The 25766-nt window shown below is 51.7% G+C and carries 25 protein-coding genes; 10 read left to right on the top strand and 15 right to left on the bottom strand.

Going from position 1 to position 25766, the window contains the following annotated elements; genetic code table 11:
• Positions 1 to 7 precede the first annotated feature (7 nt).
• The 8 genes from infC to PHI64_RS08285 all read left to right on the top strand — a co-directional run bounded on the left by infC (position 8) and on the right by PHI64_RS08285 (position 6230).
• Positions 8 to 529 carry a translation initiation factor IF-3 gene (infC, locus tag PHI64_RS08320; RefSeq protein WP_366945162.1) on the top strand — a complete coding sequence of 174 codons (522 nt, stop codon included), beginning with the start codon at positions 8 to 10 and terminating at the stop codon, positions 527 to 529.
• A gap of 135 nt (positions 530 to 664) precedes the next feature.
• On the top strand, positions 665 to 862 hold the full coding sequence (gene rpmI, locus PHI64_RS08315; protein WP_169145625.1) for a 50S ribosomal protein L35: 198 nt from the start codon (positions 665 to 667) through the stop codon (positions 860 to 862).
• 14 nt (positions 863 to 876) lie between these two features.
• Positions 877 to 1236, top strand: coding sequence for a 50S ribosomal protein L20 (rplT, locus tag PHI64_RS08310; protein WP_141349527.1), 360 nt, complete (start codon positions 877 to 879; stop codon positions 1234 to 1236).
• Positions 1237 to 1306: 70 nt separating this feature from the next.
• The gene (gene pheS / locus PHI64_RS08305; RefSeq protein WP_299881431.1) at positions 1307 to 2338 is read left to right on the top strand and encodes a phenylalanine--tRNA ligase subunit alpha; all 1032 of its coding nucleotides are present in this window, start codon (positions 1307 to 1309) and stop codon (positions 2336 to 2338) included.
• Positions 2339 to 2341: 3 nt separating this feature from the next.
• The gene (gene pheT / locus PHI64_RS08300; protein ID WP_299881428.1) at positions 2342 to 4720 is read left to right on the top strand and encodes a phenylalanine--tRNA ligase subunit beta; all 2379 of its coding nucleotides are present in this window, start codon (positions 2342 to 2344) and stop codon (positions 4718 to 4720) included.
• Positions 4721 to 4724: 4 nt separating this feature from the next.
• Positions 4725 to 5030: an integration host factor subunit alpha gene (locus PHI64_RS08295; protein WP_296569767.1), complete on the top strand. Its 306-nt coding sequence runs from the start codon at positions 4725 to 4727 to the stop codon at positions 5028 to 5030.
• The gene (locus PHI64_RS08290; RefSeq protein WP_296569768.1) at positions 5017 to 5394 is read left to right on the top strand and encodes a MerR family transcriptional regulator; all 378 of its coding nucleotides are present in this window, start codon (positions 5017 to 5019) and stop codon (positions 5392 to 5394) included. The genes PHI64_RS08295 and PHI64_RS08290 overlap by 14 nt, the downstream gene beginning before the upstream one ends.
• An 83-nt stretch (positions 5395 to 5477) precedes the next feature.
• Positions 5478 to 6230 carry a proteasome-type protease gene (locus tag PHI64_RS08285; protein ID WP_299881421.1) on the top strand — a complete coding sequence of 251 codons (753 nt, stop codon included), beginning with the start codon at positions 5478 to 5480 and terminating at the stop codon, positions 6228 to 6230.
• A 21-nt stretch (positions 6231 to 6251) separates the two neighbouring features.
• On the opposite strand, the gene rsgA is transcribed toward PHI64_RS08285, so the two are convergent.
• Together rsgA and PHI64_RS08275 are read right to left on the bottom strand one after the other, a co-directional pair.
• Complete coding sequence (gene rsgA / locus PHI64_RS08280; RefSeq protein ID WP_299881418.1) at positions 6252 to 7145, bottom strand: ribosome small subunit-dependent GTPase A; 894 nt, start codon at positions 7143 to 7145, stop codon at positions 6252 to 6254.
• Entirely contained in the window at positions 7142 to 8341 is a 1200-nt protein-coding gene (locus PHI64_RS08275) for a M48 family metallopeptidase (RefSeq protein WP_299881548.1), read from the bottom strand. The genes rsgA and PHI64_RS08275 overlap by 4 nt, the downstream gene beginning before the upstream one ends.
• 286 nt (positions 8342 to 8627) lie before the next feature.
• Between PHI64_RS08275 and PHI64_RS08270 the strand changes: the two genes are divergently transcribed.
• Together PHI64_RS08270 and PHI64_RS08265 are read left to right on the top strand one after the other, a co-directional pair.
• Complete coding sequence (locus PHI64_RS08270) at positions 8628 to 9803, top strand: hypothetical protein (protein ID WP_299881415.1); 1176 nt, start codon at positions 8628 to 8630, stop codon at positions 9801 to 9803.
• An 11-nt stretch (positions 9804 to 9814) separates the two neighbouring features.
• Entirely contained in the window at positions 9815 to 10618 is an 804-nt protein-coding gene (locus tag PHI64_RS08265) for a DUF2971 domain-containing protein (RefSeq protein WP_299881413.1), read from the top strand.
• Between the two features lie 43 nt (positions 10619 to 10661).
• On the opposite strand, the gene PHI64_RS08260 is transcribed toward PHI64_RS08265, so the two are convergent.
• The 13 genes from PHI64_RS08260 to PHI64_RS08205 form a co-directional block, all read right to left on the bottom strand.
• Complete coding sequence (locus PHI64_RS08260; RefSeq protein ID WP_299881411.1) at positions 10662 to 11027, bottom strand: DUF6876 family protein; 366 nt, start codon at positions 11025 to 11027, stop codon at positions 10662 to 10664.
• 57 nt (positions 11028 to 11084) lie between these two features.
• Positions 11085 to 11357 carry a hypothetical protein gene (locus tag PHI64_RS08255; protein ID WP_299881409.1) on the bottom strand — a complete coding sequence of 91 codons (273 nt, stop codon included), beginning with the start codon at positions 11355 to 11357 and terminating at the stop codon, positions 11085 to 11087.
• 472 nt (positions 11358 to 11829) lie between these two features.
• Complete coding sequence (locus tag PHI64_RS08250; RefSeq protein WP_299881406.1) at positions 11830 to 12201, bottom strand: hypothetical protein; 372 nt, start codon at positions 12199 to 12201, stop codon at positions 11830 to 11832.
• Positions 12201 to 12602: a hypothetical protein gene (locus PHI64_RS08245; protein ID WP_299881403.1), complete on the bottom strand. Its 402-nt coding sequence runs from the start codon at positions 12600 to 12602 to the stop codon at positions 12201 to 12203. The genes PHI64_RS08250 and PHI64_RS08245 overlap by 1 nt, the downstream gene beginning before the upstream one ends.
• Before the next feature lie 19 nt (positions 12603 to 12621).
• Positions 12622 to 14658, bottom strand: coding sequence for a BspA family leucine-rich repeat surface protein (locus tag PHI64_RS08240; protein ID WP_299881400.1), 2037 nt, complete (start codon positions 14656 to 14658; stop codon positions 12622 to 12624).
• 3 nt (positions 14659 to 14661) lie between these two features.
• The gene (locus tag PHI64_RS08235; RefSeq protein ID WP_299881397.1) at positions 14662 to 16077 is read right to left on the bottom strand and encodes a tail fiber protein; all 1416 of its coding nucleotides are present in this window, start codon (positions 16075 to 16077) and stop codon (positions 14662 to 14664) included.
• A gap of 390 nt (positions 16078 to 16467) precedes the next feature.
• Positions 16468 to 17076, bottom strand: a complete 609-nt coding sequence (locus PHI64_RS08230; protein WP_299881394.1) for a DUF4376 domain-containing protein — start codon at positions 17074 to 17076, stop codon at positions 16468 to 16470.
• 30 nt (positions 17077 to 17106) lie between these two features.
• The gene (locus PHI64_RS08225; RefSeq protein WP_299881391.1) at positions 17107 to 21246 is read right to left on the bottom strand and encodes a host specificity protein J; all 4140 of its coding nucleotides are present in this window, start codon (positions 21244 to 21246) and stop codon (positions 17107 to 17109) included.
• A gap of 13 nt (positions 21247 to 21259) precedes the next feature.
• Positions 21260 to 21748 carry a hypothetical protein gene (locus PHI64_RS08220; protein ID WP_299881388.1) on the bottom strand — a complete coding sequence of 163 codons (489 nt, stop codon included), beginning with the start codon at positions 21746 to 21748 and terminating at the stop codon, positions 21260 to 21262.
• 29 nt (positions 21749 to 21777) lie between these two features.
• Positions 21778 to 22485, bottom strand: a complete 708-nt coding sequence (locus tag PHI64_RS08215) for an NlpC/P60 family protein (RefSeq protein WP_299881384.1) — start codon at positions 22483 to 22485, stop codon at positions 21778 to 21780.
• The gene (locus PHI64_RS08210) at positions 22485 to 22973 is read right to left on the bottom strand and encodes a phage minor tail protein L (protein ID WP_299881381.1); all 489 of its coding nucleotides are present in this window, start codon (positions 22971 to 22973) and stop codon (positions 22485 to 22487) included. The genes PHI64_RS08215 and PHI64_RS08210 overlap by 1 nt, the downstream gene beginning before the upstream one ends.
• A complete protein-coding gene (locus PHI64_RS23575; RefSeq protein ID WP_366945159.1) occupies positions 22963 to 23337 on the bottom strand; it encodes a phage tail protein in 375 nt (124 codons plus the stop codon). The genes PHI64_RS08210 and PHI64_RS23575 overlap by 11 nt, the downstream gene beginning before the upstream one ends.
• Before the next feature lie 12 nt (positions 23338 to 23349).
• Positions 23350 to 25766: phage tail tape measure C-terminal domain-containing protein (locus PHI64_RS08205; RefSeq protein ID WP_299881378.1), on the bottom strand; the 2417-nt coding region annotated here is incomplete at its 5' end.

The following is a 25766-nucleotide window of genomic DNA, read 5'->3' as shown; positions in this document are numbered from 1 at the left end:
TTGAACCATCGCTCAGGATAAGAAGCTGCGCATAAACGGCGAAATCAGTGTGCCGGAAGTGCGCTTGACGGGTGAGGACGGTGAGCAGATCGGCATCGTCTCTCTGCGTGCTGCGTTGGAAGCGGCGGAAGAAGCTGGCGTGGATCTCGTTGAGATCGCACCCATGGCCAAGCCTCCCGTGTGCCGCCTGATGGACTTCGGCAAGTACAAGTACGAAGAAGCCAAGCGGGCCCACGAAGCCAAGCAGAAGCAGAAGCAGATTCAGGTCAAGGAAGTCAAGCTGCGTCCGGGTACGGACGAGAACGACTACCAGATCAAGCTGCGCAACCTGATCAAGTTTCTGAACGAAGGTGACAAGGCGAAGGTGACCCTCCGTTTTCGGGGCCGCGAAATGGCTCACCAGGAGTTCGGTATGCGCCAGTTGGAGCGTGTGAAGGCCGATCTGGAAGAAATTGGCCAGGTCGAGCAGATGCCGAAGATGGAAGGGCGTCAGATGATCATGGTCATCGCGCCGAAGAAGAAGCATTGAGGAAATTTCGGCCCCTCATTAGGGGCCGAAGCACGGTGCGCAGCATAGCGCGCCGGAAACAAGTGGTGACGGGTTGTTGAAGCGTTTCCGGAAGTCGGAAGCCACCCGGGGCCATGTCATAAGCTGGAGTACTTCATGCCCAAGATGAAGACCAAGAGCGGGGCCGCCAAACGGTTCAAGGTCCGCGCTAGCGGTAGCATCAAGCGTTCGCAGGCGTTCAAGCGCCACATCCTGACCAAGAAGACGACCAAGAGCAAGCGCCAGCTTCGCGGCATGACTGCCGTGCATGCTGCGGACGAAAAGTCCATCCGCGCCATGATGCCCTACGCCTGATTTAGGAGAACGCAATGCCCAGAGTTAAGCGCGGTGTAACCGCACGTGCACGTCACAAGAAAGTCCTCGACCAGGCCAAGGGTTACCGCGGCCGTCGCAAGAACGTATACCGGATCGCCAAGCAGGCGGTGATGAAGGCGGGGCAGTATGCCTACCGCGACCGTCGTCAACGCAAGCGTCAGTTCCGTGCCCTGTGGATCGCCCGTATCAACGCCGCTGCGCGTGAGGTCGGTCTGACCTACAGCCGCTTCATGAACGGCCTGAAGAAGGCTTCCATCGAAGTGGACCGCAAGGTGCTGGCCGATTTGGCCGTTTTCGACAAGCCCGCTTTTGCGGCGCTCGCCGAACAAGCCAAGGCCCAGCTCGCTGCGTAATCCAACGCAGCACGAAAAAAGGAGGCCTGGCCTCCTTTTTTTTGTCCTGAACCCGGGATAAGACAGAAAAATGGATCAACTCGATCAACTCGTCGCGCAGGCGGAAACTGACTTTTCCGCTGCCGCTGACGGCGCAGCCCTTGAAATGGCGAAGGCCCGTTACTTGGGCAAGGCTGGCTCTCTCACTGAACTGTTGAAGGGCCTCGGCAAACTCGATCCGGAGGCCCGCAAGAGTGCTGGCGCCGAGATCAACAGAGCCAAGGCTGCCATTGAGGCACTGCTCTCCGCCCGGCGTGATGCCCTGCAGCGGGCTGCGCTTGAAGCCCAGCTCGCCGCCGAGGCCCTCGACGTGACCCTGCCGGGGCGCGGCGCTGGTGTGGGTGGTCTGCACCCGGTGGTGCGCACTTTGGAGCGTGTTGAGCAGTTGTTCCGCTCCATTGGCTTCGATGTGGCCGAAGGGCCCGAGATCGAGACCGATTTCTACAATTTCACGGCATTGAACACGCCGGCCAATCATCCGGCCCGTTCGATGCACGACACTTTTTATCTGGAAAACGGCGAAGGGGTGATGTTGCGGACGCACACCAGCCCGGTCCAGATCCGCGCCATGCAGGCCCACGTGGAGGCCTACAAGGACCGCGACACCATGCCCGAGCTTCGCGTGATCGCGCCGGGGCGGGTGTATCGGGTGGACTCCGACGCCACCCATTCACCCATGTTCCATCAGGTGGAAGGCCTGTGGGTGGGTGAGTCGGTGAGCTTTGCCGACCTCAAGGGGGTTGTCGCCGACTTCCTGCGTAGCTTCTTTGAGAGCGACGATTTGCAGGTGCGCTTCCGGCCGTCCTTTTTCCCGTTCACCGAGCCGTCGGCCGAGATTGACGTGGCCTTCATGAGCGGTGCCCTGAAGGGCCGCTGGCTGGAGATTGCGGGTTGTGGGATGGTGCACCCCAACGTGCTGCGCTTTGGCGGTATCGACCCCGAGCGCTATACCGGCTTTGCCTTCGGCATGGGGCCGGACCGCCTCACCATGTTGCGCTATGGCGTCAACGACTTGCGTCTTTTCTTTGAAGGCGATCTTCGTTTCCTCGGTCAATTCAGGTAAGCCATGCAATTTTCAGAACTCTGGTTGCGCAGTTTCGTCAGCCCGGATCTCGATTCGGACGCGCTGGGCCATTTGCTCACCATGGCGGGGCTGGAAGTGGAGGAGCAGGACGGCGTGGCCGCCGTGTTCTCCAAGGTAGTCGTCGCGCAGATCGTCGAGGCCGAGAAGCACCCCAATGCCGACAAGTTGCGCGTCTGCAAAGTGGATGCCGGGCAGGGTGAGTTGCTGCAGATCGTCTGCGGCGCCCCCAACGCGGCTGCAGGTATCCGGATTCCCTGCGCACTTGTCGGTGCCGACCTGGCCGGGTTCGGCATCAAGGCGGCCAAGCTGCGTGGCATTGAATCCTTCGGTATGTTGTGCTCGGCCAAGGAGTTGGGTATTTCCGAGGAAAGCAGCGGTTTGCTGGTGCTGCCGGAGGATGCCCCTGTGGGCACTGACCTGCGTGAATACCTGGCGCTCAATGACACCCTGTTCACTATCAAGCTCACGCCCAATCGCGCCGATTGTCTGAGCCTGACCGGGATCGCCCGGGAAGTGGCGGCGCTTACCGGTAGTCCACTGAGCTTTCCGGCCTGTGATCCTGTGGCGGCGACCCACGATGCGACGCGGGCCATCGTGCTCGACGCGCCGGAAGCCTGCCCACGTTATTGTGGCCGGATCATCCGGGGTGTGAACGCCAAGGCACCCACGCCGGAATGGATGAAACAGCGCCTGGCGCGCAGCGGCATCCGGGCCATCAGCGCCCTGGTGGATGTCACCAACTACGTCATGCTGGAGCTTGGCCAGCCCCTTCACGCCTTTGATGAAGCGAAGTTGAGCGGCGCCATTCATGTCCGCTTTCCGGTGGAGGGCGAGCAGGTTGTGCTCCTCAACGGTCAGACCGTGACTCCCGCTGCCGACACCCTGCTGATTGCTGATGAATCTCGTGCCCTGGCCCTCGCAGGCGTGATGGGCGGCGAGGACAGCGGGATTACCCTGGATACGACGGACCTCTTCCTGGAGAGCGCCTTCTTCGCGCCCGATGCGATTGCTGGTCGTGCCCGTGCCCATGGATTCTCCTCTGATGCCTCCTACCGCTTCGAGCGGGGGGTGGACTTCGCCCTGGCTGGTAAGGCCATCGAGCGTGCCACCCGTCTGATCCTCGACATCTGCGGTGGTCAGCCGGGCCCGGTGATGGAATCCGTGGCGCAGAGTAAGTTGCCGGCCCGTGCCCCCATCCGCTTGCGTGCGGCCCGCGTGCGTCGTGTGCTGGGGATTGCCCTGAGCGCGGATGCCGTCGCCGAGATGTTCGTGCGTCTCAATCTCGACGTGGTCAGGGAGGGTGAGGACTTCGTCGTGACGCCTCCGTCTTACCGTTTCGACCTGGAGATCGAGGAAGACCTCATCGAAGAGATCGCGCGTCTCCACGGCTACGACAACATCCCGGTGCTGGCGCCCCGGGGGCCGATCAGCATGCTGCCCCGTCCGGAAGCCCGACGTGACGCGATGTTCGTGCGGCGCCTGGTTGCCGGTCGTGAGTTCCAGGAGGTGATCAACTTCGCCTTTGTCGAAGAAGCCTGGGAAAGGGACTTTGCCGGCAACACCGATCCGGTGCGTCTGGCTAATCCGATTGCCAGCCAGATGAGCGTGATGCGCTCGACCCTGATAGGCGGTCTCGTCGCCAATCTGGTCACTAACCGCAAGCGTCAGACCAGCCGGGTGCGTGTCTTTGAGATCGGGCGCTGTTTCACCCGCAGCCCTTCGGGGCAGCCCGTGGAGGGTTTTCACCAGCCGATCCGCCTGGCCGTGCTGGCCGGCGGTCTGGCCCGCCCCGAGCAGTGGGGTGAGACTGGCCGTAACGTGGATTTCTTCGATCTGAAGGCTGATCTTGAGGCGCTGCTCTTCCCGCGGGTTGCGGAGTTCGAGCGGGCGGTTCACCCCGCCCTGCATCCGGGCCGTTCGGCCCGGGTCGTGCTTGATGGCAAGGTTGTCGGTTTCATCGGCGAGTTGCATCCGGTGTGGGTGCAGCGTTATGAGCTGGGTACAGCACCGGTGGTCTTCGAAATTGAGCTCGACATCCTGCTGGAAAGTGTAACGCCGGCTTACCGGGAGGTCTCCCGTTTCCCTGCCGTTACCCGTGATCTTGCCCTCGTGGTGGATCAGGAAGTGGCGGCAGCACAGCTCCTGAAGGGCCTGCAGAGTGTTGCTCCGGCCATTGTTCAACGTATCGAGCTGTTCGACCAGTACCAGGGCAAGGGTATCGAGCAAAACCGGAAAAGCCTTGCTTTCCGCGTAGTTATGCAAGAAACTCAGAAAACTCTGGAGGATGCTGAAGTGGATGCCGTGATGACTGCCCTTACCCGGCACGCCGAGGAAAGTCTTGGCGCGAAGTTGAGGGCCTGATTACATGAGCATGACTTTGACGAAGGCGGAGCTCGCCGACATGCTCTTTGAGCAGGTCGGTCTCAACAAGCGTGAAGCCAAGGACATGGTGGAGTGTTTCTTTGAGGAAATCCGCATGGCTCTTGAACGGGGCGACTGCGTCAAGCTGTCTGGCTTCGGCAATTTCCAGCTGCGTGAGAAGCCCCAGCGTCCCGGTCGCAACCCCAAGACCGGCGAGGAAATTCCAATTACTGCCCGGCGTGTGGTGACTTTCCACGCCAGCCAGAAGCTCAAGGCCAATGTGGAGCAACTGAGCGATGTCGCAAAGTGACCTTCCGGCGGCAGCCGATCTGCCGCCGATCCCCCTCAAGCGCTATTTCACCATCGGTGAAGTGAGTGAGCTTTGCGGGGTCAAACCCCACGTGTTGCGCTACTGGGAGCAGGAATTCACCCAGCTGCGGCCGGTCAAGCGGGGTGGAAACCGGCGTTATTACCAGCACCATGAAGTGCTGCTGATCCGGCGCATCCGTGAGTTGCTGTATCAGGACGGTTTCACCATCTCCGGTGCGCGCAATCGTCTCGACGAAATGGCGTCCCGCAAGCGGGAGGACGCGGAGGAGTCGGTTGGCCTACGCGAGCAACTCGCATCCATCCGGGCCGAGATCAAGTCTCTGCTCAACGAACTGCAAAGCTGAACAGTACAGCCCGGCGGGCTGTACCTTCCCCAATCCGGGGCGACGCCGGTCTGGCGCCGCCCCTTTTCTTCGAGCTCCTTTCCATGACCTACTGTGTGAGCATGCTGCTTGATGCCGGTATGGTGTTCCTGTCGGACTCCCGTACGAATGCCGGCGTTGACCATATCAACACCTTCCGCAAGATGAGCATCTTCCAGCGCCCGGGAGAGCGGGTGCTGGTGTTGATGAGCTCCGGTAATCTGGCCATCACCCAGCAACTCGTATCGATGCTGAGGGAAGCCATGGCGACCCAGGACGGGCGGGAAAGCCTGTGGTCGGTGCCCAACATGTTCGAGGCAGCCCGCCATGTGGGCGAGATGCTGCGGGAGGTGTTCCGTCGGGATGCGGAGGCGCTGCAGAACTTTGGTATCGATTTCACCGCGGCCCTGATTCTCGGGGGGCAGATCGGCAAGGAGCAATCGCGCCTGTTCCACATTTACGCCGCGGGTAATTTCATCGAAGCGACGCCTGATACGCCGTATTTCCAGATCGGCGAATCGAAATACGGCAAGCCGATCATCGACCGGGTGGTGAAGCGTCATACCAGCCTGGACGAGGCTGCCAAGCTGGCCCTGATCTCCATGGACTCGACCATCCGTTCCAACCTGTCGGTGGGCGTGCCCCTGGACCTGGCCATCGTCAAGACCAATGAACTGCAGATCTCGTCCCACATCAGTATCGATGCCAAGAACGAGTACTTTGCAATGATCCGCAATCGCTGGAGCGAGGCCCTTGGCCACGCCTTTGACGAACTGCCCAACCCGGATTGGCAGGGCAGGGGCGACGAACTGCCCTGAGTCAAGCGGCCTGCCGGGGCCTCACCAGCCCTGGGCCTGGCGCCGGCCCTGCTCGCATTCGCTGCGGAACTGCAAAAACTGGCGCAGGCGCTTCATTTCGATCTCCCCCCGCTCGGCAGCTTCCTGTAGTGCGCAACCGGGCTCCGAGTCGTGCCGACAGTCGCGGAAGCGGCACTGCCCTGCATAGGGGCGAAACTCCCGGAAGCTGGCTTCCAGATCCTGCCCGTCGAGATGTACCAGCCCGAAGGTCTGCATGCCCGGGCTGTCGATGATGCCGCCGCCCTCGGGCAGGGGGTAAAGGCGGGCGAAGGTCGTGGTGTGCTTGCCTGTGTCGAGTACTTCGGAGATTTCCCGCGTCTCGGCTCTCGCCTCAGGGATCAGGGCGTTGGTCAGCGTCGATTTTCCCATCCCCGATTGCCCTACCAGGAGGCTGGTTTCGCCTATCAGGCGGGCCCGCAAGCTGTCCACGTTGTCGAGGGCCGACATCTCGAGCACCGGGTAGTCGAGGGCCGAGAAGGCCGCAAGCCGGCTGCGGGCGTCGGCAAGGCCGGCCACGATGTCGGTCTTGTTCAGCACGATCAGCACCTTGAGGTTCTGATTCTCTGCCGCGCAAAGGCACCGGGATATGAACTCGTCACTGAAGCTCGGTTCGGTGGCCACCACCATCACCACCTGGGTGGCATTGGCTGCGATCAGCTTCTGCCGCCACGCGTCGGAGCGGTAGAGCAGGCTGCTGCGTTCCACCAGCTTGTCGATGACCCCTTGGCCGGGGCCAGTGGTGGCAATCTGGACCCTGTCGCCACAGGCAAACAGGCTTTTCTTGCCACGGGGAACACACAGCAGGATCTCGCCGGTGTCACTGCGGACCTCGTACTGCCGGCCGAAGGCGGCGATCAGGGTGCCGAAGGTTTTCACTGGCGTGCTGCCTGCAGTCGGGCGATGCGGATCGCCGCCGGGGGGTGGGAGTCGTAGACGCTGGAGTAGAGTGGGTCGGGGGTCAAGGTGGAGGCGTTGTCCCGGTACAGTTTGACCAGAGCGCTGACCAGCTCGGCGGCCGGTGCCTGGCTCGCGGCATAGGCGTCCGCCTGGAACTCGTGCCGACGTGACCACATGCTCATCAGTGGGGTCAGGGGGAAGGTGAACACCGGCAGGGCCAGGGCGAACAGAACCAGCGTGGGTGCGGTTCCGGTGGCCTGCATGCCCAGCCCTTCGAAGAACCATGACTGGCCAGCCAGATGCCCCAGCAGGGCAAAGAAGACCAGGCTGCCGGCACCGATCACGGCCAGGCGTTTCCAGAGGTGGTGGTGATGGTAATGACCCAGCTCGTGGGCCAGCACGGCCTCGACCTCGGTGGGGGCCAGCTTGTCGAGCAGGGTGTCAAAAAACACGATGCGTTTGGCCGCGCCAAAGCCAGTGAAGTAGGCATTGCCGTGGGCTGAACGTTTGGAGCCATCCATTACGAACAGGCCGGACAGGCGGAAGCCACAGCGGGTCATCAGACCTTCGATGCGGGTCTTGAGGGGGCCGTCCTCAAGGGGTTTGAACTTGTTGAACAGGGGGGCGATGAAGGTGGGATAGACCAGCAGCACCAACAGGTTGAAGCCCAGCCAGAAGGCCCACACATACAGCCACCAGTGTTCACCCATGGAGCCCATCAGCCACAGCACGAAAGCGATCAGCGGCAGGCCGATGAGGGCGGCCAGGGTCACGCTCTTCAGTGTGTCGGCGATGAACAGGCCCGGGGTCAGGCGGTTGAAGCCAAAACGGGCTTCCAGGCGGAAGCTGCGGTAGAGGCCCAGGGGTAGATCGACGAGCCAGGAGACGCTGGCGATCAGGGCGATGAAGGCGACGCCCTGGGCCAGGCTGCCGGCTTCAAGGAATTGGCTCGCCAGATCGTAAAGGGCCTGCAGGCCACCTCCGAGGGTCAGGATCAACAGCAGGCAGGTGGATATGAAGAGATCGATCATGCCCAGCCGCACCCGCGCCACAGTGTAGTCGGCGGCCTTCTGGTGGGCGTCGAGAGCAATGCTGTCGGCGAAGGCAGCGGGCACCGCGCCCCTGTGGTGGCGGACATGGAGCATCTGGCGCATGGCGAGCCAGAAACGGAACATCAGACCGGCAAACAGGGCGAGCAGGAAAACAGCGGAGAGTTGGCTGGATGTCATCGGCGAGGGGCAGGGCAGGGGGTGGCTTGAGCCGGGCACGGCGCCGGGCATGGGCGTAGAATCGCGCCTTTACCAAAAAGCGGACCGATTATGGCAGAGCGCTTGATCGTATAGCTACTTGATTTTGTTAGGCTTTTGCCTTCAAAACGTAGCATACACGTAGCCTGCAGTCAAAAATCGCAGCACGTAGCATGCAGTCCCCGCAAAGCACACGCGCGCAGGAGCATACAACATGCCCAGGAAAGCTATCGTATCAGATGTGATACTGGATGGTGCAGGGAGAATCTTCAAGCGTCCCGGCACAGAAAATTATCAAGTAACTTTCAAGGCAGACAAGCAGTGGATCACTAAGACCACCGGAACTGCTGACAAAAAAGAAGCCATCGCAAAGGCACAGGAGCTTTACTACGAGGCAAAGTTTAGTCAGAAGATGGGGATGCCTGTCCTGACGAAGACCTTCAAAACAATCGCCAAGAGCGTGATACAGGAGCTGTCGCCAGCAGTTAAGGGGTCCCTGGAGGCAAAGCATATTGCACGCTTAAACACAGTATGGATACCTGCGCTGGGTGCGAAGGCAGTCAACAACATCACTGAAGACGACCTAAAGCGTGCAGTCCAGATCATGCGCGACAACAATGATGGCACTGTTAGTAAGCCGACTGTTAAGGACTACTACACGTCACTCAACTTAGTCTTTAAGAAAGCGATTAAAGGCAAGGTCATGAGTAAGGCCGAGATACCAGAGCCTTACATTGATGGTGAAGACGCAAAGCCTAGGCCAGCATTTACCCCAGAAGAATACAAGCTGCTGCGTGAGAAGGTTCTGGAGTGGTGTAACCAAGAGGGCATACAAGAGCGCGTTAAGCACAGGCGTGAAGTCCTGTCTGTGTTCATGTACTTTGTAGCTTCGACGGGATGCAGGCCAGGGACTGAGGTCTATAACTTGACCTGGGGTATGTGCTCGTATGTGCAGAAGGATGGCGTTACGTATGCGCAGTTTTTGCTTGATGGTAAGACAGGCGCACGCAAAGCAATCGCTGATGCAACAGTGCTGCAGCTTATAGAAACGCTGAAGCTTAAAGCTGACTACGAGATAACCAACAAGACTAAGGTGTTTTGCTTGCCTGATGGATCACCGTTCATCAATGCAGACGTGCAGTTCAGGAAGCTACTGGAGTTCGTTGGCTTGCGTGAAGACTCTGCGACAGGGCAGAATCGCACGTTATATAGCTTGCGTCATGCGTATGCAACAGAGGCAATCATCAGTAATCGCATGTCCATTATGATGCTGAAGGAACAGATGGGAACAAGTGCGCAGATGCTTGAAAGCTTCTACAGCAAAGCGACAACGCTTGCCGGAGCGAATCAGATTGTTCCCGATCCAATTGGCGTTAAGAAGAAAAAGTGAAGGGGTGAAAGTTGCTACCTAAATTGCGTCCGGCAGATGAGCCGGAAAGAATGCCGTCGCGCTTGTATCATTACACGTCAATTGAAGCGTTGGCGATGATGCTGAGCACGAGAAAGCTTAAATTTAATCGCCTTGATTTAGTGAATGATCCCGAAGAGGCTGATGCTAATGACCTTCTGATATCAAAGGAGCTTGTCTTTGCAACCTGCTGGACCGCTGAAGAAGAAGAGTCGCTGCCGATGTGGAGAATGTATACGCCTAAGAAGCGTGGAATTCGAATCGGTTTGCCATGGGATTTCATAGCACATACATCTTGCGTTAAGGCGCCGAGTCCTCATAACTGTATGTTCACTTTGAGTGATTATTTAAAAGTGAAAAGAGATAGCGGAGCCTCTACGCTGACACGCGTGGTGATGGGGCCTTACAAAATTCAATATGATGAGAATCACAAAACATCATGCGTTACACAAAGCGCCGAAATGATTCAGTATGAGCTAAGTCACTTAGGGACAAAGAAAAGAGAGCACTGGAGATTTGAGAAAGAGTGGCGTTACAAGATTCTAGGTGTTCAAAGTGCAGCAAGATACTTGGATGGTGATGATTGTGCTCAGTTTGTTACGGAAATGTATGATAGCAATAATCACGTGAAAACGAAGTTTTTGCTAGTTCCGTTGCGAAAAGATGCTTTGCAAGATATTCAGATTATGATTGGGCCGTCAGCTGATGATGCTATCGAGATTTTGGTTCGTGCGTTGTTAAGGCGGTACAGAATAAAGATGAATCTTACTTACAGTAAGATCAAGTATAACTGGTAAAAAAAGCGCCCTCCTGGGGCGCTTTGTTGTTTGTGCTGTGTGCTTAGTATTCGCTGGGCAACATAATCACCCATTGATCCCCTGCTTGGCTGCAGTACAGCTTGATCTTCTGCAGTGGAAAGTCCGTCCAGGCAATCTCCTGCGTTGCGTAGTAGCGCGTAGCTGGCACGTCGTTGACGAGCTCGAAGTGCGCGCCTTCCCCGTTGCGTTCCAGCGTTGCAATGCAGAAATACTCGTCAGTAGGCACTACAGGCAGGTGACTGGCAATCACGTCCATCAACCAGTAGCACTGCGCTTTGCTGGCAAGGTACTGCACGCCATCAGTTAGCAGTGTCCGGTGGGTGTGCCGGAAGTAGGATTCAGTCCCCGTAAAGTTACCCAGGGCACACAGCAGGTCTTCAGCGCTCATCATGGTCTCCAAAGAACAACGGCCCTTTCGGGCCGTGTGTGTTGTGTTGCTTGGGGGTTACTTCTTCTTGCTGTCCTCTGCTGCCTTCTTAGCAGCTTCCTTGTCCGCCTTGGCCTTCGCCCGCTTGTCCGCAAGTGCTTGCTGCTTGGGGCTCAGCGGCTTAGTGGGCAGCAGCGCCTTGACTTCCTTGAGCTGCTTTTGCAGGCGTTCAACTTCGTCCTTGATGGCTTGCACGCGTGCTGCGCTAAGTGCAGCCTTCACAGTTTCCGCAGTGCCTTCCGCGTTGATAACAGAGTCAAGTGCAGCCAGGGTTTCGTTCAGTGTGCTCATTTATAGCTCCTTAGTAAGTTGCGCTACACATGCAGCGCATGAGTCACACTTTAAGTTCATGATGTCGTCATGAACAACCACTTTTGGCCACAATCTTTCCTTTGTGGCTTAGTTGCCACGAACCAGTGATGATCTGTTGTTTAAATACTTGATGGACTACAAAAGAATTCACGACGAGATCATCTATCGAGCGCGCACGCGCTTGCACGCCTTTGCGCCTATCGAAAGACACCATAAGATCCCGCGTTGTTTAGGGGGTAGTGACGACTACACGAACATCGTCTATGTGACTACACAAGAACACTTAGTGCTGCACTTGTGCTTATGGCGCATGTATAGAAACACGAACCCGGATCTCATCTTTGCCCTAGAAGCGTTCTATCATCCACATAGACACTTAAAGCTAAAAGCCCGCATGCCGAAGTGGCTCAGGCGGGCTTTGCATTTCCGAAGACAGGATATGTTCAGACAGTTAAGGAATAGGAGCGTGGGATTTTAACTGCGCTTCTATAACAGCCAATCGCCGATCAATAACAACAAGTTCTTGTTTGAACTTGTTAGGGGTGTCTAGCAACTCCATCAAAAAATACCCAGTCGTTGCTTGCACTGCAACAGCTAACGTTATGACTACTTTCTTGGCTCCAGCAAACCTATCGCTCGCACGGCGATTCTGCTGTATATACTGGTCTGCATGGACTATCTTGTCTTCGAGTTCTACTTGCCTGGCGTTGATGTCTGTGATGAGATTGCTGATCTGCAACAACACCAACAACCTCGCACGCTCTACATTGCTGTCTTCTTCAGCAATTAATCGTTCGATTGTTTTCTTGATTTCGTCGTTCATCACAGCACCTTAGCTGATTCAAACAACTCATTAAGTTCTGATTCAGACAGCCCGATTGCCGCTGCTACAGTGTTCAACAGCACAGAGCTTCGCTCTACTTCGTTTGCGTAATCGAACTCAATAAGTGCCGCAGTTCGTTGCGGCTCCGGCATCGCATCAATGTATGCAAGCACGTCCTGCAACTTGCCAGCATTAAGCAATGCAAGCTTGCACTGGCGTAGCGTAATAGTGCTTTTGCCTGCACTTGCAAAGTGCGCGATAGCAGCATTTAAGCTCTCCGCGTGTATCCAGCCATCAACCGGATAGGTGTAGAGGGCGCTGTCCTCTTCAATCAACGTGTAGCCTGGTCCTTCGACGATTAGTGCTGACAGTATTTGTTCTTGTTCCTTTTTGTAAAACATGGTTTCTCTCTTCTTGTTCTTATGCTACTGCCCATCCGCGCAATGTTGCCCAGGAGGTGTCATCCATACGTGCAACTAATGTATTGGTGCCGGTTGATGATGCTGGGACATCGACGGTAAAGCTTGTGTTAGTAGTGATGCCAGTAATGAACGTCGGGTATGTGATAGTTCCGCTACCGTCATTAACTAAGTCAACAACTGCACCACCCGGAGTCAACGACAATTGAAACCCATCAGTATCCGCATTTACAACGTAATAAATGGTTTTGACTGCTATGCCCGATGTTCCTGTAAGCGTCACAAATGCAACACGTTTTCCGTTTGGCAGACTATGCATATACCGATTAACGCGGTCAGTGCTGCCTGCAGTAGTCACCGAGACTGCAGTGTTGATACCCGTTCCGGTGACTAATTGACCAACAGCTAACCCTGTTGTATTGGACTGTGTGACCGTTGTTGAGTATGTCGTTGTGCCGCAACTGGTCTTTGAAACACTTGCGGCACCAAAGTTGTTAGTCACAGTGATTGTTTTGCTAGTAACTGGGCCGCCTAAGTTCTGATACAAAGTAGTCAGAGCACTTGCTGACAATGCGCAGTTAGCGACACTAAATGACTGCAAAGCGCCATAAACACCGATCTTCGCAAGAGATTTGCAATTTTCAAAAGCCTGATACGTTGAATAGCTATCTGTGGTGCTAACTAATGCCATATTGAGTGCCGGCACTTCTTCGAGAGCCATGCATCCATTAAACACTTGAGCAAAAGTTGTTGTCTTGCCTGTATCGAATGCAGGGACTTTTTGCAGATTAACGCAGTCCTTAAATATCCCACCATAAATCCAGTTAGATAATCCAGTCACATTAGCTGTATTGAAAAGCGGGATCTCTTTGAGACTTAAACACCCCTGGAATATGCTATCAGTAGACACTAACGCAGTTCCTATTGTTAAGGTAGGAGCAGCTTCTAATGCAGAGCAGTTCAGAAACATATTAGAAGCGTTAGTGACAGCAAACATGTTTAAGTCAGGAGCTGACGTGATTGCCCTGCAGCCCTCAAATAAGTTAGCTGTGCTCGTGCAGGAGTTTGATAAATTGAGACTAGGTATAGCCTTTAAACTAATGCAGTTCTGAAAAGCCGCTCCACAATTCACGATTTGGCTACTAAACGTAGCGTCTATTTCTTTTAATGCAGTGCAGCCCTGAAACATATTAATGATATTCGTCGAGGCGCTAAAGTTGCCAGTGATCTTAGCGAGATTTGTGCAGTCCTTAAACGTAGCAGATGTGTTAGTAGCGCCTGTGAAGACGGCATTCAGGACTTCACGTAAAGATCTGCACTCCTGAAACATGTTTGAGGTATTAGTCACTGAAGCTTTAACGGGCATGATGAAGCTTTGAAGGCTATAGTGATAAGCACACCACGCTGATGTCGAAGTGATGTTGCCTATCTCTTTTATCTCTACACGTTCGCACAAAGGAACAGCGTAGTAATTGCTTGAGTTGTCGCCCAATGCCAATGCTGTGCAATTCGGAGCGCTGATCTGCACGTCGAGATAATTACGTGGGATTGGGTTAGTACTGATCTTGACAGTGCTATGGACTTGACGCAGATTAAGGCCTGTTAAGTTCTGACCTGCCTGCGGAGTAATAGTTATCAGTACCTGCTTGTATCCGCGCGACGATAAAGTGCTCGTCGATATAGCTGAATAGTTATAGATCTTTTCAGCTTGCGAACTTGCGCTGTGATTAGTAGTAGTCCCATCACCCCAGTCTACTGTGTAAGCGCCGGAATTGTAGAAAGCAACAGCGTTAGTTTCATTGTCGAAGATAGCCATCAGTATTGCTACCTTCTGTTCGCCTGCTGCAAAGCTTGGCATCGCTAGCCAATCAGCGGGTCTGCTCCAGGCAGCAATCGACTCGCCCGCTGTTATTGACGCGATCTTGCTAGGGTATTGATCGAATGCAACGGCGCCTACAGTGACGCCCTTTGCTTCGATCGCGGTTTTGATAGCAGCCTTTGTGTTGGCAATACTTGTTAGTTGATCTGCTATTGTCATTTGTTATCCTATGATTGCGGCCAGTGCCGCTGAAATATCACCAAGCGTTGTATTAAGCTTGCTTGCGCTCCATGATTTGCTGGTGCTTGTAGTGCTTGCGTCATCGACTGCTGTAATCAAATACCCAGAGTCGTTAGTTAATTGGCTAACTGCAGTAGGAACATTTATTTCAATATTTCCAGACCCAAGCAAAGAAGCGCCATTAACAGTCTTGATGTTTGTGCCGCTGACTAATAAATCTTGCTTGCTAGTAACTAAGCCATTAACACTAGAAACAACAGCAGGAGAGTCAACAAATACTGCACTTGCGGTTGCTGCAATAATGAAGTTAGTCGCTACAATGCCAACGGCTGCAATAGGCTCTAATGCATTAAACCTTAAATTATTAGCCACCAATGTAACTGTATAACTATCGCCTAACGCTAATGTTGTTGTTGTGTTTTGACCTGAGCGAACACCAGCACCAGCACCAAAAGAGCCGCGATAATCAGGAAGATTAAATGTTGTTGAGCCATCACCAGCACCATAAGCAGTGCCAATCGCTGCAAACAATAATGCGTATGTTGATCTACTAACAGCAGATCCGTCGCATAATAGCCAGCCATTAGGAATAGTTGCGGAAGTGATTGCACGGACTTCGCCAATAATAGATGCTCCACTACCCACAGCAATATCACCGCTGCCTAACAACGACGTTCCGTTGACTGTCTTGATGTTTGTTCCGCTGACTAACGTGTCTTGCTTTGCAGTGATTGCTGTGTTCGCTTTAGACGCTGACCATCCTTTGCTGGTGCTTGTAGTGCTTGAGTCATCAATGACCGCTGCAGCAGCAGAAGCAGTCGTAAGCACATCATTCCCGCCTATGCTTATAGTGTTTGTTAATGCGCTATATGTAAGTGAATCATCAGCGCGCACACTGCGATAGCCAGAAGTATTAGTGGCGAACAACAGATACTTAGTAGCTGGATCTGTGTAGTCACTAGTAACACTGACAGCGTTTGCAAACGGAGCAGCACTTGCATTAACCCACTTAGTACCGTCGTACTTCAGTAAGTCATTAGCTGTTGGAGTTGTAAGCGTTACGTCTGGGATTGAACTAAGTGCTGTGACAGTGCCAGCAGGCCCAGTTGCCCCTGTTGCCCCAATCTCTCCTTGTATCCCTTGCGGTCCAGTTTCGCCCTGGATGCCTTGTATGCCCTGCGGGCCTTGCTCTCCGGTATCGCCTTTGTCTCCTTTGTCGCCTTTTAGTGACGCCAGGTACTCGACTTCTGTTCCAACGAAGCCGTTAAACACAGCGAGTTCATACGCGCTATAACCACGTGGGCTGATAGCAGTATTGACTTCAATAACTTCAATCTGCGGAATCTGTATATCGATGAACTCAATAGTAGAATTGCCTGTAAATGTTTCGACTCCCATTATAGTGCCCTCGAAACGTCAGGCACTATAATAGCGTCGCCGTACAATACAGTCTGGTCACCGACTTGCACGTCGTACTTATATGTTCCTGAGTTTAATAGCTTGGTGTCGTCTGGTGTTAAGTGTAAAAAGATAATCCCAGACGTGTCTACACGCTCTACTCTGAATTCGAATAAAGGTGGAGTAGTGATTAATGTGTTGCTCTTTACTTGAGCGAGTATCGGGAGACCTGTGATATCTTGTGCTAAGCCGGTATCTTTGTGGGTTAAACCTAACTTTATAACCCACGCGTCTCCACGATAAATTGTGAGGTTCTTTGGTGCTGGAAGTGTCATCTGCTGTCCTTCTAAATACTTACAACGTATTTAGCGGACAGCAATTACTGATGAACTATGAGACTTGGTACGACAGCACGTCAGCAAGCGTGTTAAAACCGTCTACAGTGGCTTTGTGTGCCCAGGCTGCTGCATAGAGAGCAGTACCACGCATTGTTAGCGCTGTAGCAAGTTCTCGTACAAACTGCGCATCTGCTGTGTGGTCTTCGTTGTTGAAGTCACGCCAGACAAACCCTACTGGAAGATCCGCACCCGCATTGATAACGTTAAGCCATGCGCTGATGTTTGCTTGTGCTTTTGCGTCAGCGTCAAACAGTGCTTCACGAAACAAGATAGGAAGGACTTCTTGATCTGCTCGCCAAGTGTCTATCTCTGCCTTCTTATCTGCCTTGGCTGCGTCAAGCCCTAGAGTTGTTGCGTACCAAGCTTCGCTTTGATAGTCAAATTCATGGTATTTGCTGGGCTTTGCTGGATAGGTCTTTATTACTTGATCGACTAATGAAAAGTAGTCATCAAAAAGCGATGCAGTGCCAATGCCTTTAGTCCATGTTTCAGTTGGCGGGGTCTGAAGGTCTATATCCTGGGGCAAGCAAGCCCCAGTTTGCATTAGCTTCCCTGTGCTTGCTTCGTAGTAGAAATAGCTGATAGTGTTGTCTTCTGTCATTTGTTTTTGTAGTTATTGACTTTAGTTTATTTAACGCATTGACCCCAGCACTGTTATTGCACACCGACCATCGCCTGTTGTTTGATCGCATTGGATTGCACAGCTTTGGCCGCCTGCGCCCACATATATAGTTGTGCTCATTGCGCCTGTTGTTGAGACTGCGGGGTTCTCATAAGCTACTTGTGTTCCACCCACATACAAGCGCCATGTATGTCCGCCCTTACCCGTGCCTTGTGTGAATGTACCGATGACTGTGATGTATCCAGGCTGCGGCAAGTTGATGCTTGCACTTGCAGAGTAGATGCCCGTGCCCCCGCTTGGAACAGTCACTGCGTTTCCTTTTATCTTGAGTGTTCCAATGTTTGCGTCTTCAATGTAAGCTTCTTTAATCGCAGCAACAGACATGTATGTGCCGATGTTGGTGCCAGTGATTGGAGTGACGTTAGAGACAACCCCGGATGCTACAGACCCACTAACATACAAGTTAGTCCCGACTACTGCGCCAGCGTCATTAGCGACCTTGCTGATCTTTTTCTGTAGAAGCTCCTTGGCTGTGTAATAGTTCGACCAGTTAGCGCGCCAAGTAGCAGCGTTGATGCTGCTTGATGTGCTGGTGTTCGCTATCAATCCTTGCACATAGTTATACAGTATCGAGTAATAAGAAGAATGATTGCTTCGCTCTGTGTATATACCAAGCTGACTAGCTGATGCATCTAACTGGTTATACATAGCAGTGACATTGTCAAGCTCTGTCCTTGCTATTTGCTTTTCGACTGGGCTTAGAATTGCATCCGAAGCCATATCGTCAATAGCTTGTTTAGCCGCTGCGCTGTTGGACTCAACAGTTTGTGCAAGTGTGCTGCCGACATAAGTGCCACTTGGTGCGCCGACTGTAGCGTTATTAGCGGGCTTTGTTGCACCTACGACATTAGCGAAATCAACTACCAGACCAGTACCAGACTGCAGCAATACGTTATGTGAGTTGTCGTAGATAGTGAGCTTTGTTCCATCCCAGTCTAAGCCTGCTCCAACTGGGCTACCCACACGGAACTTGTAGTTGTTGTCGTGGTATCCAGTCCACACACCTGTGCCAGTAGTCCAGTTAAGAGCCCCGCCGCGAATATAGCTGGCTTGATCGAATGTAATGCTCCCGGACTCCATATCGCCTAAATGCGCACTGATTGCTCGCAGGTCTTCAGCGTATATTTTGCTGGCCACTACGGAGTAATCAACAAGAAAGCCGCCGTCTCTGGTGTTCATCCATTGCGTGCCATCCCAGCCATACATAATGTATTCATTAGTCCCTGGCGCTTTATACATCACTGCAGTATGCCCATCAACATCAGCTGGGCTATTAGGCAATACAGTGACTTCAGGTACGCCCGCTGGAGTGCCTGGCTCGTCTTCACCTATTAATGACCAATTTAACGGATCACCAAACGAATCCACGAATGCAACAGCAAAGTATTTCTTAGTCTCTACTCCCTGCAACATATAAAATGACATTTGCCCGCGTGCAACTGCACCCTCAAGAGTCGGTGTAAATGTAGAGCTGTCACTTACGAAGAAAGCAGTTTCTACATAATCAGGATTGAGCGCACGATCAATATTCGTTAAGACTTCAATCTTTATTGACTTAGTTCCACTAGTGCTTGTGATTGCAGGTGCTGCAGGTGCTGGGTTTAAGAAAGTCTTCGTCACTCCAGTGCTTAACTTGTTGTTTGAGTCCCTGCAATAAACAGTGACCTTTAAGCTTCTGTTTGCTGTGCCGCTGTGATCGTTCTTGTTCTTCAAGTATGAGTATGTGAATTGCTGATACTCATTAGGCTGCACTGCTGCTGCGTATTCTGTGCGCAGTATGTTGTCGTCTGCGTCTTTAATGTCTATGCGGAAGTCTTTCAACAATCCAAGCAAAGACGTGTTGGTGATGGGGTTCAACCAACTGATTACCAAATCGTTGTCGTTAAACTGCGTGCTTGTAGTGCCAAGAACATATAAGTTAGCAACTGGGTTGAGTAATGACCCAGTGCCGCCGCTTAGGCTGTATTCGTAGGTTGCTGTTGCTGCTGCGGACTTAGTGCCATTTGTTGCATTAGTGACTATACGAACATCGTAAGTCCCTTCAGAGATCCGCTGAATATCAAACGACGTCTTGTCTGTTTTGATAGTAGTCCAGGCACCGCCGTTGCTTCTCCATTCGCAAGTATAATCAAGAACAGGCGTTGATAACGGAGGCGTAAAAGACACAACTAAGTCACGCCGGATCACGCCATCATCATTGTAAGCATCAACTACAAACGTTATGTTAGTGACTTGCTTTGCTCTGTTGTTATTGACAGTGCTATATGGGGGAGCAACAACGCTTACCCCTTGCTCAATACGTCCGTATTTGTCTGGGTCGTGTTGGATTGCAGATATTTGTAATTCGTTAGGTGCGGTCTCGGATATTGACGTGACGCGGAACTGCCTGTTCTTAACCGCGCTTTCAATGCAGAAGCTTTGGCCCGTTGGGTTGCCCATTCCATAAGGCAGCTGGACTCTATTTGTGTTTGTACCGGATGATGTAAGCTGGACTTCGGCGTATTGCCCACTTGCAGTTAAGAAGCTGATCTTGTCTCCAGCTACATAACTAACGTTTCTATCGACTATTAAATCATCGCCTTCAACTCCAAGTATCTTGCCCTGCGCTGTTAGTGTTGAGTAATGAGTATCAGCTACTTTGATAACGTCACCGATATCAATCAGCATGCCGTTAAAGGACATCCCGAAATTAACAGTCTCTAATTGATTAAGCTCTGTGTCGATGTACCACTTACCTGCACGTATTGCTTGTGACTCCCGGTCGCAACCAATAGCAGCAATATCAACAGTGGTGTAGCCGTTATAGCGTTCAATATCGCTCGGCGCAGCTTCGACAGTGACAATCTGCTTTTTATGTAAGTTGTTCTTGTCTTGATATGTGACGTTGACTAATGTGTGACGGTGCTGGTGCTGACTACCGCTGTAGGTAAAGATACCATCTATAACGTCAGCGTTTGTGATAACGTTTGATACTGGTGTTGGTCTGTCTTGTTGGAGTCTCCACAACGTTCCTGACTTAATCAGCACAGCATTAAAGTTGCTTGCAACTTGCTGCAGCACTGTCAGCCAAGAGTCCTGTTGATTTAAGACGCCATTAAAAGTAAAGCGTCTTTCTTGGCCGCCTGCACCATCCGGCACTAATCCATCACAATAAACCGATGCATCGTAGAAGCTGTATATGTCTATATCAGACTCCCGTACCCATCTGCCACAACCATATGTTTCGTTAGTCAATAAGTCATACAAGATCCATACGGGGTTATCTGTCCACTCAGTTTTAAAGGTACTGTCCCATTCACCTACGTATGTGCCTGCGATTGGATCGTAATTGCTGGGGACTTTGCACAATAGACCATCAACGTGATAAAGACGTTCTGGGTTCTTATTTGACACTTCATTAGCTGGCAGTTTTAAACCGACATACGCAAAGTTGTCATAACTAAGCTGCACGTCTTTGATCTCAGTGACTGATGCAAGCTTGGCATCGTTGTGCATCTCGTCACCGTAAGGCGGGGTCTTCTTTACAAGCTTGACAGACCAAAGGCCGCTAGATGTTGGCCTTGTAATGTCAATAGTCCCGAGGTAAGGACTCATAGTCTTTTCGCCGATCTTTGACCACGTAGCTACTTTGGTATAAACGCCATCTTCGCCGGCTGTGAATATATCGATTTTAATATCTGTTTTAGTGATGCCGTTGCTGCCTTGCCAATACAAGCCACTTGGTAATGCGATCCCTAAGCGCATGCGATCCACGTCATTAGCGGACGCAGTATAGATAGCGTCGATTCCATCATTTATATCTGAGTTCACTTCGATGATAGCTTCGGCTTGTGGAAATCCCGTCATAGGCGCTTGCGATGGCAAGCCTAATCTAATGTCAGTTTGTACCTCGTAGTTCTTTGATCCGTCAGTAGCTTCAACAGGTATCCCGTCAAAGTAAATTGACTTTTGGTCATTCACTAAGCCTTTGATAGGGCCGCATGACAGTACCTCAAGCGTTGAAACTGTTGTTATTGAGTTAAGACTGTTAGGGTCTTCTTTATAGCCACCGCCGCCTTTGCCGCTACCTGTTATTTCATTAGTGTTCATATTCTTGTTCTTCTTATGCTGAAACTGATGCGCTTATAACGATTGACCCTGTATGCACGCGACCATAAACCAATGGCACTGCACCGCCAGGAGTAGTGACGTTCTGTGGCTGGTCAAAGATAAATGAGTTGCTACCTGCTACCTTGTCGTTCTTGACTCGATTTAGATAGCGCATAGTGCCTGTTAATGCATCTTGTGATGTTTTGTATAGACCCAGGGTCATGTTCGTGAAAATCATCGAGGCGTATTTCCAGATCTGATTCTTTGACCCATCTACTTCATGGACTATATGTAGCTCGTCTGCAACGATAGGCAATGCAAAGTCTTCTTGTGTTATCTGTTGATACCTTTCCCCTTTTTTAGCAACAACAGCAACGTTGGTGAGCTTGTGCTTTAACGAAGAATCAACAAAGCACAATTGGCGATAAATCAACTGCCAATCTGTATGGCTTGTTTCTATTCGTGTATGGTCTGACAGGGATTCGGAGAGGTGTATTATCATTTTCTTATTATTGTTTTAGATAACGATATTTATCTGGTAAGCCTATAGGCCCCAGTTAAGAACTTTCGCCATTTGCTGAACGAGTCCTTGCCAGACAAACGAAACGATAACTGATGCAGTATTTCGTTTTGCGCTGTATATACAGCGAAATGATTAGTGACTGGGCTATTGATCTTGTATGTCAGCAAGTCGCCTATCTGCAGCTCAGACAGTTTTATAGGATTAAAGCCCTCGTCTTTAAGTGTCAGGTCTGTAATCAAAGCCTCTCCGTGATCCCACCATTCATTATCACGCGGGTAGTTATTAATGGCTTTGCCTCGTAGTCTGTAGTAGTCCCGGACAAGACCCCAGCAGTCATACACCCCATGCACGTATTGCCTACCTTCAAGGGGCTGTATAGGCACAGCATCGCCAAACCAAAGGACAGCGCTTACTGACTGCCCATCAGTGCTTGAGATGCCCCAGGCTTTGTTTGATTTGATCTGACTAACTTGATCCCTATAGCTTGGCGTCCTTGAGTCCTCACGTCCTCTTGTAGCTATGTGACTATGCAGCACTGCTTGATAGTCCCTATGCATTGCCAGCTCAACAGGATCAATCCTAAAATGGTTAGTAGGGTCTGCGTGCGTATTGCTTGCAGGCAGCACTTTGCCATCAATGACTAAGGCGCATGCTTCTTGCGGATAGCACGTAGTGACGTGTTTAGACCAAACTTGCAGTTGATCCAGATCCAGCATCAATACCCCATCCGACCTAACGCTGGGAATATCTTGTTCGTGGCTTGTATGTTAGGCAGTTGCCCATCAGTCAATTCCAATGCATCTACAAGCTCGAAAGTTATTGATGATGGAGTGTGATTGGTCTTCTGGTTAATGTAGTAAGTCTCATACAAAGCAGCTGATTGATCTGGCGTTGAACCAGCGTCCAAGTATTTCTCAAAAGTCCTAATGCGCGATACCTTTGCGCCTACTAAGTCACCAAGTGCAATAACCTCTGACAGCAATAGCTTGTTGAGGTTATCAATCTCTAATGATGGTCTTGTTGGAGTGCCGTCACCTGAACGAGTCACTGCACTCATTTTTATTGAAAAAGTACTGTATGTTTGTCCGCCGAAGCTTACGTTTTGCCCTGGAGTCAGCCGATAAGTGCTACCACCTATCCCGGTCAGATCCACAATGTATAGCTCCACATAAGCAGGCAAAATCGAAGCTGTGTTAGAAAGCATAGTGAGTCCTTAATGTTAATGTGATTGATCTGATAATGAGTCCGGGGTTATAGCTCGTTGTGATAGTGCTAATGGATTGAAATTCAGGATCAACAGTCCACAAAGAAGCGCTTTCACCTGGCACTGTGAAATAAACAGGAGTCACACCTTTAAGTGATCTGATGAAACTCAGAACAGTGTTGTAATCGCTTGGCCTTAAGTTCTTGTATTTGATCGAGACTGTTCTGGTTTCGTTGTTGATACCGTTAGGTGCAAGCTGTCTATAACCATCACCTAAAGTGCCTTCGAATATCTTGTATTCGTGCGATATCGTGACGTCTTTATCGTCAATCAAATTCTGTAATGGAAGTGTTTGGGTTGGCATTGTTATTATTCCTTATTTCGACAGCAGCCCGCCGTGGCGCGTTTCTTGATAGATCTGATCACGTGCTATGCGTCGAATAACTGCATCAGCAACAGCTTGCCCTGTTTGGTCGTTTGTGTTCCCGCCATTAACAGTCACGCTGACGTTGTTGATGACTTGTGTTTGATTGGTGCTGCCTGCGCCGACAGCCATCACCCCTAACTTACCGTTGATGCGTTTTAAGGGCATGATTGCTTCTGGCCCAGCTTCGGCCATCAACCCAGTTTTACCTCCAGTCATCGGAAATGCTACAGGCGACCCAAACACACCACCATTAGCGAATGGCACTAACGAAGCACCGCCAGCACCTGGCCCAAATACGTTGCCGTTAGCTGACTTAATAGATATTGGGATACCAGCGGACTGCATAGCAGCATTAACAGCTTTGAGCATTAGTGCTTGGACAATCATCTTAGTGATCATCGCGGTAAAGTCCGCAGCTAATGACTGGAAATTCATCTTGCCCGTTTTGGCGTAGTTAATGATTGCATCAGACATCTGTCCAAATGCTTGCGATGCAATGCCGTCAAGAACTTCGAGACCAGACACCATCTTGTCTATTTCAAAATTACCCTTTGCTAGTTCTTCTGCTGTTATGTCGCCGTTGTCTGCTGCTTCTTTCAGTATCTCTCTTTGCCGTTTAATCTGTTCTTCTTTTGTATTGCCTTGGCTATCACGACCAACTAACCCCCAAGCTGTTTGTCTGTTTTCTTTTTGTTGGTCTCTGTTGGACTTATTGATCTCAGCAAGTGCGCGCTCTGTTTCAACAAGTTTTTCAACTTCGTATACTTCGGCACGTCTGGTTTCAAGCGATGCCTTTAGCTCGGCATTTAGCTTTGGGTTATCCCGGATGGCTTGTAGGTCGCTTTCATACTTTTGCTTTAGCTTCAAGAGATTTAATTCTGATTCACCAGCACCTTCAGCTATTGCTTGATACTCTTCGATCTGATCCTTCGCGGCTTGTGTTAAGCCGTTATACTGATCCCACAAACGTATTAGTTCGTTTTGTTTGTCTATCTCGGTCTTTGCTCGCTCTTGCGCTGCTTTGTCTGCTGCTGCTTTGTCTTTGGCTGCTTTATCTGCAGCAGCCTTTGCAGCACCTGCACCTAATCCACTGGAACCGCTGTTGTTTGTTTTCTTACTGAATGTTGGGTCATCAGTTTGCAGGTTATTGACATCAAGGATGATTGCTCCGCCGTTCTTCTTGATGTCGTCAAAGATAGCTACGATCTGCGCGCCTGCTTGCTTGGCTAAGCCAACTGCGTCTTGCATGTTGCCGGACAGAAATGCGCCCGCTGCTGCTGCAAGCGAGCCGATGCTGCCAGTAACACCCAGTACGGTCCTGATCACGCTGTAGCCGGCTGCTACGATGCCTCTAAACGCATACCCTAAGCCCGTGCTGATCGCTTTGATGTATGGCTGTAGCTGTGCAGTTGCTTCGTTAAACAAGCGCATCATTTTTGTGACAGTAGGCATGGCTTCGCCTGCGATGGTATTAACCATCCCGCTAAAGCCGGCTTGTGACTTGCTTAGTTCCTGGGTGACTTCTTTAGACGCAGCTATCATTTCATCAGACAGTATTGCGCCTACTTGATGAGCATAGTCACCGTACTCCTTTAAGCTCTTGCCTCCGTCTGAAAGTAGCGGCAGCATCTTGGACAAGTCACCGGCCATGTTCTCCATGTACCAGATCATTTCTTCCTGGCTAAGTCCGGCTTTCTCTAGGCTCGACACATACAACTGAAGTGCGTCAGGACCAGACAGCTTTGCAAACTGGTCTGCAGTGACGCCGATCTTCGGGGCTACTTGCTCGAAGAAGTCTTTCATTGGACCTGAGCCTGTCTGTGTGAATTCACCTACACGCTCGCGGAAGTCTTTGAATTTGTCTGCTAGGTCTTCTTGCTCAATACCTACAGACTTTGCGCCTACTGCCCATTCTTGGAACTGAGCAGTGGTAGTGCCAGAGATGTTTGCGTAGTTAGCAATCTCTTTCGCTGTTTGTGCAGTAGCAATGCCTATAGCTGTCATGCCTGCCGCTACTGCACCAAAGCCGGCAGCCGCGCCATTAGCTGCGCCAAAGCTACCTACCAATGCACCTAACTGCGGATTGAGCGCAGAGATGCGTTGTCCTGCTTCTTGCATTGCGCCTTGGACTTTTGACTTGAATGACTCTGCTTGCTTTGCTGCTGCTTGAAGTTGATCTTTGTACTCATCAATCTTCGCTGACAGCACTACTTGGAGTTTTCCGATATTATTCGCCATACGGGCGCCTCGAAAAACCTCAGCTTGCCCACCCTTGGTAAAATTACATCGTCCTGACCCCTGCTGCAGCTTATCCCGATGAAACAGCGTAGTGCCATCAAGACTGACCTGTTTGCCGACGAACACCA

Origin of the sequence: Zoogloea sp. (assembly GCF_028689785.1) — a bacterium.
Taxonomy (GTDB): domain Bacteria; phylum Pseudomonadota; class Gammaproteobacteria; order Burkholderiales; family Rhodocyclaceae; genus Zoogloea.
This window is presented reverse-complemented; position numbering and strand designations above follow the sequence as displayed.

Bases quoted from the DNA above. Each gene is read 5' to 3' on its own strand.
- PHI64_RS08240 (WP_299881400.1), bottom strand. From the start codon at position 14,658: ATGACAATAGCAGATCAACTAACAAGTATTGCCAACACAAAGGCTGCT.
- PHI64_RS08215 (WP_299881384.1), bottom strand. From the start codon at position 22,485: ATGCTGGATCTGGATCAACTGCAAGTTTGGTCTAAACACGTCACTACG.
- PHI64_RS23575 (WP_366945159.1), bottom strand. From the start codon at position 23,337: ATGCCAACCCAAACACTTCCATTACAGAATTTGATTGACGATAAAGAC.
- PHI64_RS08245 (WP_299881403.1), bottom strand. From the start codon at position 12,602: ATGTTTTACAAAAAGGAACAAGAACAAATACTGTCAGCACTAATCGTC.
- PHI64_RS08225 (WP_299881391.1), bottom strand. From the start codon at position 21,246: ATGAACACTAATGAAATAACAGGTAGCGGCAAAGGCGGCGGTGGCTAT.
- PHI64_RS08230 (WP_299881394.1), bottom strand. From the start codon at position 17,076: ATGACAGAAGACAACACTATCAGCTATTTCTACTACGAAGCAAGCACA.
- PHI64_RS08285 (WP_299881421.1), top strand. From the start codon at position 5,478: ATGACCTACTGTGTGAGCATGCTGCTTGATGCCGGTATGGTGTTCCTG.
- PHI64_RS08275 (WP_299881548.1), bottom strand. From the start codon at position 8,341: ATGTTCCGTTTCTGGCTCGCCATGCGCCAGATGCTCCATGTCCGCCAC.
- PHI64_RS08255 (WP_299881409.1), bottom strand. From the start codon at position 11,357: ATGAGCACACTGAACGAAACCCTGGCTGCACTTGACTCTGTTATCAAC.
- pheS (WP_299881431.1), top strand. From the start codon at position 1,307: ATGGATCAACTCGATCAACTCGTCGCGCAGGCGGAAACTGACTTTTCC.
- rplT (WP_141349527.1), top strand. From the start codon at position 877: ATGCCCAGAGTTAAGCGCGGTGTAACCGCACGTGCACGTCACAAGAAA.
- PHI64_RS08235 (WP_299881397.1), bottom strand. From the start codon at position 16,077: ATGGGAGTCGAAACATTTACAGGCAATTCTACTATTGAGTTCATCGAT.
- PHI64_RS08220 (WP_299881388.1), bottom strand. From the start codon at position 21,748: ATGATAATACACCTCTCCGAATCCCTGTCAGACCATACACGAATAGAA.
- PHI64_RS08295 (WP_296569767.1), top strand. From the start codon at position 4,725: ATGAGCATGACTTTGACGAAGGCGGAGCTCGCCGACATGCTCTTTGAG.
- pheT (WP_299881428.1), top strand. From the start codon at position 2,342: ATGCAATTTTCAGAACTCTGGTTGCGCAGTTTCGTCAGCCCGGATCTC.
- PHI64_RS08250 (WP_299881406.1), bottom strand. From the start codon at position 12,201: ATGAACGACGAAATCAAGAAAACAATCGAACGATTAATTGCTGAAGAA.
- PHI64_RS08260 (WP_299881411.1), bottom strand. From the start codon at position 11,027: ATGAGCGCTGAAGACCTGCTGTGTGCCCTGGGTAACTTTACGGGGACT.
- PHI64_RS08270 (WP_299881415.1), top strand. From the start codon at position 8,628: ATGCCCAGGAAAGCTATCGTATCAGATGTGATACTGGATGGTGCAGGG.
- PHI64_RS08210 (WP_299881381.1), bottom strand. From the start codon at position 22,973: ATGCTTTCTAACACAGCTTCGATTTTGCCTGCTTATGTGGAGCTATAC.
- rpmI (WP_169145625.1), top strand. From the start codon at position 665: ATGCCCAAGATGAAGACCAAGAGCGGGGCCGCCAAACGGTTCAAGGTC.
- PHI64_RS08290 (WP_296569768.1), top strand. From the start codon at position 5,017: ATGTCGCAAAGTGACCTTCCGGCGGCAGCCGATCTGCCGCCGATCCCC.